This is a genomic window from Actinoplanes sp. NPDC048791, assembly GCF_040650095.1.
Classification (GTDB): domain Bacteria; phylum Actinomycetota; class Actinomycetes; order Mycobacteriales; family Micromonosporaceae; genus Actinoplanes.
On record NZ_JBEZGQ010000469.1, the window covers coordinates 1 to 6,332 of the forward strand.

At 67.5% G+C, this 6,332-nt stretch carries 8 protein-coding genes and 1 pseudogene; all 9 read left to right on the plus strand.

All coding sequences use genetic code 11. The features are described from left to right. Nucleotides 1-64 precede the first annotated feature (64 nt). Entirely contained in the window at nt 65-496 is a 432-nt protein-coding gene (locus tag AB0C29_RS28200) for a flagellar hook-length control protein FliK (protein ID WP_360826109.1), read from the plus strand. An 84-nt stretch (nt 497-580) separates the two neighbouring features. Continuing rightward, nucleotides 581-1,072 (plus strand): flagellar hook capping FlgD N-terminal domain-containing protein, encoded by a 492-nt coding sequence (locus AB0C29_RS28205; protein ID WP_360545751.1) that lies wholly within the window; start codon nt 581-583, stop codon nt 1,070-1,072. 3 nt (nt 1,073-1,075) lie between these two features. Further along, the gene (locus tag AB0C29_RS28210) at nt 1,076-2,275 is read left to right on the plus strand and encodes a flagellar hook protein FlgE (RefSeq protein WP_360826112.1); all 1,200 of its coding nucleotides are present in this window, start codon (nt 1,076-1,078) and stop codon (nt 2,273-2,275) included. A 217-nt stretch (nt 2,276-2,492) separates the two neighbouring features. Continuing rightward, nucleotides 2,493-2,786, plus strand: coding sequence for a flagellar FlbD family protein (locus tag AB0C29_RS28215; protein WP_360545755.1), 294 nt, complete (start codon nt 2,493-2,495; stop codon nt 2,784-2,786). After that, on the plus strand, nt 2,786-3,574 hold the full coding sequence (locus AB0C29_RS28220) for a flagellar motor protein (protein ID WP_360545757.1): 789 nt from the start codon (nt 2,786-2,788) through the stop codon (nt 3,572-3,574). Before AB0C29_RS28215 ends, AB0C29_RS28220 begins: the two co-directional genes overlap by 1 nt. A 2-nt stretch (nt 3,575-3,576) precedes the next feature. Beyond that, on the plus strand, nt 3,577-4,593 hold the full coding sequence (locus AB0C29_RS28225) for a flagellar motor protein MotB (RefSeq protein WP_360826115.1): 1,017 nt from the start codon (nt 3,577-3,579) through the stop codon (nt 4,591-4,593). 20 nt (nt 4,594-4,613) lie between these two features. Further along, entirely contained in the window at nt 4,614-5,081 is a 468-nt protein-coding gene (locus AB0C29_RS28230; protein WP_360826118.1) for a flagellar basal body-associated FliL family protein, read from the plus strand. 109 nt (nt 5,082-5,190) lie between these two features. After that, the gene (locus tag AB0C29_RS28235; protein WP_360545763.1) at nt 5,191-6,123 is read left to right on the plus strand and encodes a flagellar motor switch protein FliM; all 933 of its coding nucleotides are present in this window, start codon (nt 5,191-5,193) and stop codon (nt 6,121-6,123) included. Next, nucleotides 6,120-6,332: pseudogene (locus AB0C29_RS28240) on the plus strand (flagellar motor switch protein FliN); the annotation flags it as partial. The gene AB0C29_RS28235 and the pseudogene AB0C29_RS28240, both read left to right, overlap by 4 nt.

Below are 6,332 nucleotides of genomic sequence, written 5' to 3' on the forward strand. Positions count from 1 at the left end.
GGCCGCCACCTGCTGGCCATTGTGTCCAGTATGGTTGTGCTGCTCTGGTTTCGACTGTTCGAGCGTGGTGCGCATTCGGAACATGATCTGCCCGTCCGCCCGCATCATCCCGCTGCGGCTGGACGCGGACGGCGTGCACCGGCTCACCGTCAACCTGCACCCCGCCGATCTGGGCCCGGTGCAGGTCGTCGCCGAGATCCGCAACGGTGAGATCAACGTGCAGCTGTCCAGCTCGACCGACGCGGGCCACGAGTCGCTGCGCAACGCCCTGGACGACCTGCGGCGCGAGCTTCAGCAGTCCGGCTTCGGCAACGCCTCGCTGGATCTGCGGCAGGGCACCGGCCAGGACCAGGCGCGGCAGCAGTTCGCGTTCATGGGCAGCAACAACGGCACCCGCGGCGGGAACGGCGGCGACACCGCGGAACCGGCTCCCGTGCCGGCCGAAACCAGTCCCCCTCGTACCAATGGCAACAGCCGCCTCGACATCCGGGCCTGAGCCGAAAACAGGGGCTAAGTGAATCGGCGAACCCGCCGAAACTGAGGGCGAGGGCCACCGACTCGAACTCTGGAGGACTTGTTCATGACGTCACCGATCGGCGGAAACGTCAGCAAGGAATTCGACGCCAAGAACGTCACCGCGACGTCGATGTACACGAACAAGACCAAGACGGACGCCGGCACCAGCAAGTCGGTCGCCGATCAGGACACGTTCCTGAAGCTGCTGGTGGCGCAGCTCAAATACCAGGACCCCAGCAACCCGGCCGACTCGACCCAGTTCCTGGCCCAGACGGCGCAGTTCACCCAGGTCGAGAAGCTCGGCCAGATCGCCGAGATGATGCAGGCCCAGCAGTTGATCGGCGCGAGCGCGCTGGTCGGCCGCACGGTCACGTATCAGGACGCGAACGGCATGACCCAGACGGGCGTCGTCACCAAGACGAAGCTCAACGGAGACAGCGAACCGACGCTCGTGGTCGGGAACACGGATGTGCAGCTGTCCAAGGTCACGGAAGTCCAGCAAACCGCAACCGGACCAGCGACAACCACCGATCCCGCTACCCCGAAGGACACCTGACCTATGCTGCGTTCTCTCTTCTCCGGCATCAGCGGCCTGCGCGCGCACCAGCAGATGATGGACGTCACCGGCAACAACATCGCCAACGTCAACACCACGGGTTACAAGTCGAGCCAGACCGTCTTCCAGGACACGCTGTCGCAGATGGTCAACGCGGCCGGCGCACCGCAGAACGGCTCCGGTGGCACGAACCCCGCCCAGGTCGGCCTGGGTGTACGGACGGCCAGCGTGAACGCCAACTTCAGCCAGGGCGCCGCGCAGACCACCGGCAAGTCCGGCGACATGATGATCCAGGGTGACGGCTTCTTCATCACCAAGAGCGGCGGGGAGACGGTCTACACCCGGGCCGGCTCGTTCACCTTCGACGCCAACGGCTCGCTGACCACGCCCAACGGCCAGATCGTGCAGGGCTGGAGCGCGGACGCGCAGGGCGCTGTCAACGTGGCGGGCGCGCCCGGCAACATCAAGCTGCCGATCGGCATCAGCCTGGCCCCGGCGGCAACCTCGAAGTTCACCCTGACCGGCAACCTGTCGTACGAGGCACCGATCGACCCCACGGGTGTCGCGCCGGGAAGCTCCAAGGTGATCCCCATCCCCGTGATCGACGGGAACGGCGCCTCCAGCACCCTGAACGTGACGCTGACCAGGTCAGGCCAGGACGAGTGGACCGCGTCGACGCCCTCGGGCACACCGGTGGCCATCCCGTTCGTCAACGGCAAGCCGAACGACGGCAGCGTCCCGGTCACCAGCATCGTGCTCGACGGCCTCGCCGTCGACATCACCGACATCACCCAGTACAGCGGCAACACCGAGGCCCGGGTGAGCGCGTCGGACGGTTCCGCCGCCGGCATCCTGAGCTCCTACACGGTGTCGAACACCGGCCAGATCGTCGGTGTCTTCTCCAACGGCCTGAAGCAGACGCTGGGTCAGCTCGCGCTGGCCAACTTCAACAACGTCAACGGCCTGGAGAAGATCGGCGACTCGATGTTCCGCAGCACGGTCAACTCGGGCCTGGCCCAGGTCGGCTCGGCCGGCTCGGCGGGCCTCGGCCTGATCACCAGCGGCGCGCTGGAGATGTCGAACGTCGACCTGGCCCAGGAGTTCACCAACCTGGTCATCGCCCAGCGTGGTTTCCAGGCCAACAGCCGGATCATCACCACCTCCGACGAGATCCTCCAGGAACTCGTCAACCTGAAGCGGTGAATCGGATGCATGGCCCGGCTTAGGCGGGGTCTGAGAAGAAGGACCGGCTTGGGCCGGGGCCGGGGACGTCTGCCGGCCCCGGCTTCGCTCTTTCCGGGGCGGCTCGCACCCGGAAAGTGACCAGGTCGCGCTCATCGGCAACCGATACCACGCCGAAGTGACTAAGGACGGGCCATGGACGGCCCACCAGCCAAAAGACGCCCCAAGGACGGATGTCGTGATTCTCGTAACCCGCCTCAACGGAGCCGTGTTCGCCCTCAACCCCGACCTCGTCGAGCGTGCCGACTGCACGCCCGACACGGTCATCACGCTGGTGGACGGCACCAAGTACGTCATCGCCGAATCGGTGCCCGAGTTCATCGACTCGGTGCGCCACTACCGCGCCTCGCTGATCGCCCAGGCGAGTCGCATCGAGTCCGAGCCGGCCCTGCTGGCCGAGCCCGGGCCCACTGACCACGACGACGAGACCGCTGCGACGAACGTCCTGCAGCTGCACCGGAAGGACCGCTGATGGACCTCGCCACCATCCTTGGTGTAGTCATCGCACTGGCCATCGTCTTCACCGTGCAGATCCTGGAGGGCGGCAGCCCGGCCTCCATCATCCTGATCCCGTCCATGCTGCTGGTCTTCGGCGGCGCGTTCTGCGCCGGCATGGCCGGTGGCGTGCTCAAGGACGCCCTCGGCGCCGGCAAGCTGCTGCAGAAGGCCTTCCTGGCCAAGGTGACGCCGCCGAACAAGCTCGTCGACGACATCGTCAAGCTGGCCGAGCGGGCCCGCCGTGAGGGCCTGCTGGCCCTCGAGGACGCGGTCAAGACCGTCGAGCACCCGTTCCTCAAGCGTGGCCTGCAGCTGGCCATCGACGGTACGGACCCCGAGGAACTGCACGACATCCTGCACGCCGAGGTCGGCGCCAAGAAGAAGGCCGACAAGGCCGGCATGAAGATCTTCGAGAACATGGGTGGCTACGCCCCGACCGTCGGCATCATCGGCACGGTCATGGGCCTGGTGCACGTGCTCGAGAACCTCGACAAGCCGGAGACGCTCGGTCACTCCATCGCCGCGGCGTTCGTCGCGACGCTCTGGGGCGTGCTGTCCGCCAACCTGATCTTCCTGCCCGTCGCGGCCCGCCTGACCCGTCTCTCCGGCATCGAGGCCGAGGAGATGGAGCTGGTCATCGACGGTGTGCTCGCGATCCAGGCCGGCTCCAACCCGCGCCTGGTCGCGCAGAAGCTGCGCAGCCTGCTGCCGCCGGACGCCGCCAAGGCGGCCGAGGCCGCGTCCACCAAGAAGGCGGCCTAACCATGAGCTCGGGCGGCGGGGGGCGCCGGAAGAAGGGCGGCCACGAAGAGCACGAGGAGCACGTCAACCACGAGCGCTGGCTCGTGTCGTACGCCGACATGCTCACGCTGCTGTTCGTCCTGTTCGTGGTGCTGTTCAGCATGAGCAACGTCGACAAGAAGAAGTTCGCCGAGCTGGCGGCCGGCCTCTCCGAGGGCTTCGGTGCCTCCAGCGTCGCGATGACCGGCAACGTCTCGAACCTGGAGGGCGCCGGGCAGAGCACCAACGTCGTACCGATCGACCCGGGCACCAACCCGGGCGACGGCGGCAGCGGCACGGAGGGCATGACCAAGGAGCAGAAGGAGGCGGTGCAGCGGGCCCTGCTCGCCGCGAGCCGCAAGGAGGCCTCGGCCAACGCGAAGGCGGCCACCAAGGAGGCCGAGAACCTCAAGGAGATCGAGCGGAAGATCGCCGACGCGCTCGAGGCGGCCAAGCTGCTCAACCAGGTCAAGTTCACCATCAACGAGCGCGGCCTGGTGGTCACCGTGGTCACCAACGAGGTCGTCTTCGCCGGCAACCGGGCCGAGCTGCGGGCCGGCGGGCGCAAGATCCTCGACGCCATCGCGCCCACGCTGGCCAAGCTGCCGAACAACATCGAGGTCGACGGCAACACCAACCAGCTCAAGGCGACCACCACGTACTACCCCAGTGGCTGGGAGCTGTCCGCGGCGCGGGCGTCCACCACCGTCCGGTACCTGATCGGGCACGGCCTGCCCAAGGACCGGATGAGCGCGGTGGGCTTCTCCGACACCAAGCCGCTGATCGATCCCAAGGACCCGCGGGCGGTCACCATGAACCGCCGGGTGGACGTCGTCGTGCTCACCAAGCTCAACGCCGAGCAGGCCGCGCTGCTGCCGGCGGCAGCGGGCGACGACGCGAAGCTGCACACCGGAACTACCACCAAGCAGGCTGCCGGTGAGCCTAAAGCGACCGCCGGCACGACCGAATCAACCACCGAGTCCACCACCCCGCACGACTGACCACGACAGGAGGAGTTCCGATGAGCAAGGACGACAAGGACGCTACGGCGGAAGCGCCGAAGAAGAAGTCCAAGAAGATGCTGATGATCATCATCCTGGCCGTGGTGCTGCTCGGCGGGGGCGGCGCCGGCGGCTGGTTCTTCTTCCTCAAGGGCGACGCGGCCGAGGCCGCCGAGCCGGAGCCGGTGAAGGGCGCGGTCGTGGCGATCGAGGACACGATGACGATCAACCTGGCCGACGCGCACTACCTCAAGCTCGGGTTCGCCCTGCAGATGACCGAGGAGGCCGGCGAGGAGGAGGTCGACCTGGCGGAGGCCCGGGACCTGGCGATCGACAACTACACCGGCATGGAGCTGGCCGAGCTGGAGACCGAGAAGGGCCGGCTCAAGGCCAAGGAAGAGCTGCTCGAGAAGATCGAGAAGGCGTACAACCACGACGACAAGCACCTGGTGATGGGCATCTACTTCACCTCCTTCGTCACCCAGTGACCCCCGCGATGGGCAGGTCCGCTCCCCGCGGACCTGCCCATTTCGCGTAGCCGGGGACAAAGCACGCCCGGCGGCTCAGCGGTTCCGCAACCCGGCCGATCAGGACGACGTGACCACGTCTCCGACCCGATCCCCCGGCAAGATGGCCCGGCGCGGCAACGCCGGCCCCACCACGTACGACTTCCGCAAGCCGATCAAGCTCTCCCGCGAGCACATCCGCACGCTGCAGATCGCCTTCGAGACGTACGCGCGCAGCTGCGGAACGCTGTTCACCACCCGGCTGCGCGTGGTCAGCAGCGTGTCCCTGGTCTCGATCGAGCAGCTGAACTACGACGAGTACATCTCCTCGCTGGCCAACCCCACCGTGATCGCGGTCGTCTCCATCGAGCCACTGTCCGGCACGGTGCTGCTGGAGCTCGCCTCCTCGGCCGCAATGACCGCTATCGACCATATGCTCGGTGGCCCCGGCGGCGCCCAGCCGGAGCGGCCGCTGACCGAGGTCGAGATGCCCCTGCTGCGCGGGCTGATGGAACGGATGCTCGGCGAGCTGCGGTACGGCTTCGAGCAGCTGGTCGACATCTCCCCGAAGCTCAAGGAGATCGAGTACAACGCCCAGTTCCTGCGCGCGCACCAGCCCGGCGACGCCGTGGTGATCGCCTCGTTCGAGGTGAAGATCGGCACCGAGGAGTGCGTGGCCAGCATCTGCCTGCCGTTCAGCACCATCCTGCCGGTGCTCGAGAAGCAGGAGACGATCGAGCTCACCGCGGCCGAGCGGATGGTACGCGACACCTCGCTGCGCAACCTCACAGCCGGACTTTCCGCGGCGCCGATTGACGTAGCTGTCCGATTCCAGCCCATTCGCATGCGTACCGATGACATTGTGGATCTACGACCCGGTGATGTCGTGCCGCTGGCCCACCCGACCAGCGTGCCGCTCGAGGTCACCGTCAACGAGACCGTTTTTGCACACGCAGTGCCCGGTAACCAGGGTGCCCGGCTCGCCTGCCTCGTCGTGCCGTCGCCCAAGGAGGAGCGCCGATGACCGCGCCCACGATCACCGATCCCCAGCTCGCGCTGGTCCGCAGCGCTGCCGAGGCGGCCCTGGCCGTGCTCCCGACCAGCCGTGAGCTGCTGGTCGGCGCGCCGGTGAGCGCGAGCGCCGACATGCTGACCACCGGGCAGGCCGTCACCGCCCGGTTCAGCGGGGCGGCGACCGGTGAGGTCGTCGTCGTGGTCGGGCAGGACCTGGCC

Excerpts from the sequence above, each read along its gene's own strand:
- AB0C29_RS28220 (WP_360545757.1), top strand. The coding sequence starts at position 2,786 with ATGGACCTCGCCACCATCCTTGGTGTAGTCATCGCACTGGCCATCGTC.
- AB0C29_RS28225 (WP_360826115.1), top strand. The coding sequence starts at position 3,577 with ATGAGCTCGGGCGGCGGGGGGCGCCGGAAGAAGGGCGGCCACGAAGAG.
- AB0C29_RS28205 (WP_360545751.1), top strand. The coding sequence starts at position 581 with ATGACGTCACCGATCGGCGGAAACGTCAGCAAGGAATTCGACGCCAAG.
- AB0C29_RS28230 (WP_360826118.1), top strand. The coding sequence starts at position 4,614 with ATGAGCAAGGACGACAAGGACGCTACGGCGGAAGCGCCGAAGAAGAAG.
- AB0C29_RS28210 (WP_360826112.1), top strand. The coding sequence starts at position 1,076 with ATGCTGCGTTCTCTCTTCTCCGGCATCAGCGGCCTGCGCGCGCACCAG.